General features: G+C 46.2%; 1 pseudogene. It reads right to left on the minus strand.

Annotated features, from left to right (window positions below):
* Positions 1 to 3 precede the first annotated feature (3 nt).
* Positions 4 to 395, minus strand: a pseudogene (locus tag V2S86_RS25530) (integrase core domain-containing protein); the annotation flags it as partial.
* Positions 396 to 626: the final 231 nt, after the last annotated feature.

Consider the following 626-nt stretch of genomic DNA (forward strand, 5'->3'; position numbering starts at 1 on the left):
TGGTCAACAAAAACTGGCCACGGCTTTAGCGTTTTTCCAGAACAATCTTTCTGATTCATTCGGCGTCAAACCACCATTATATTGATGGGGTCTGAGCTGGCTGTAATATTCTGTGATGTAATTCGTTATTGTCGTGCTGGCTTGGCTAAAATTCGCGTAGCCATTATCCGGTACCCACTCTGTTTTCAGGCTTCTGAAGAACCGTTCCATTGGGCTGTTATCCCAGCAATTTCCCCGGCGACTCAGGCTTTGCTTTATCTGATATCTCCACAGTAACTGCCTGAAATTCCTGCTGGTATAGTGACTGCCTTGATCCGAGTGATACAGTAAATTAACCGGTTTCCCTGTGCTTCCCAGGCCATCGACAGGGCTTTACCTGTCAGTGCTGAATCAGGGAAAATGCCATTCTTGTGGCGTCAGGCTACCTGGGCTGCCGCCAGTATTTATAACTGCCGCGATGAACCCCAAACACGTTGCACACAACGGCAACAGGAAACCACGCCCTGAGTTTCTCAACTAATGAGAATTGTTCAGGGAGTCTGACATCAAGAGCGTGGTAGCCTTTTTTAATATATCTCTTTCTATTTCAACGCGTTGAAGTCTTTTCTTTAGCTCACGTATTTCAA

Origin of the sequence: Serratia sp. C2(1) (genome assembly GCF_036352655.1) — a bacterium.
Taxonomy (GTDB): domain Bacteria; phylum Pseudomonadota; class Gammaproteobacteria; order Enterobacterales; family Enterobacteriaceae; genus Serratia; species Serratia inhibens.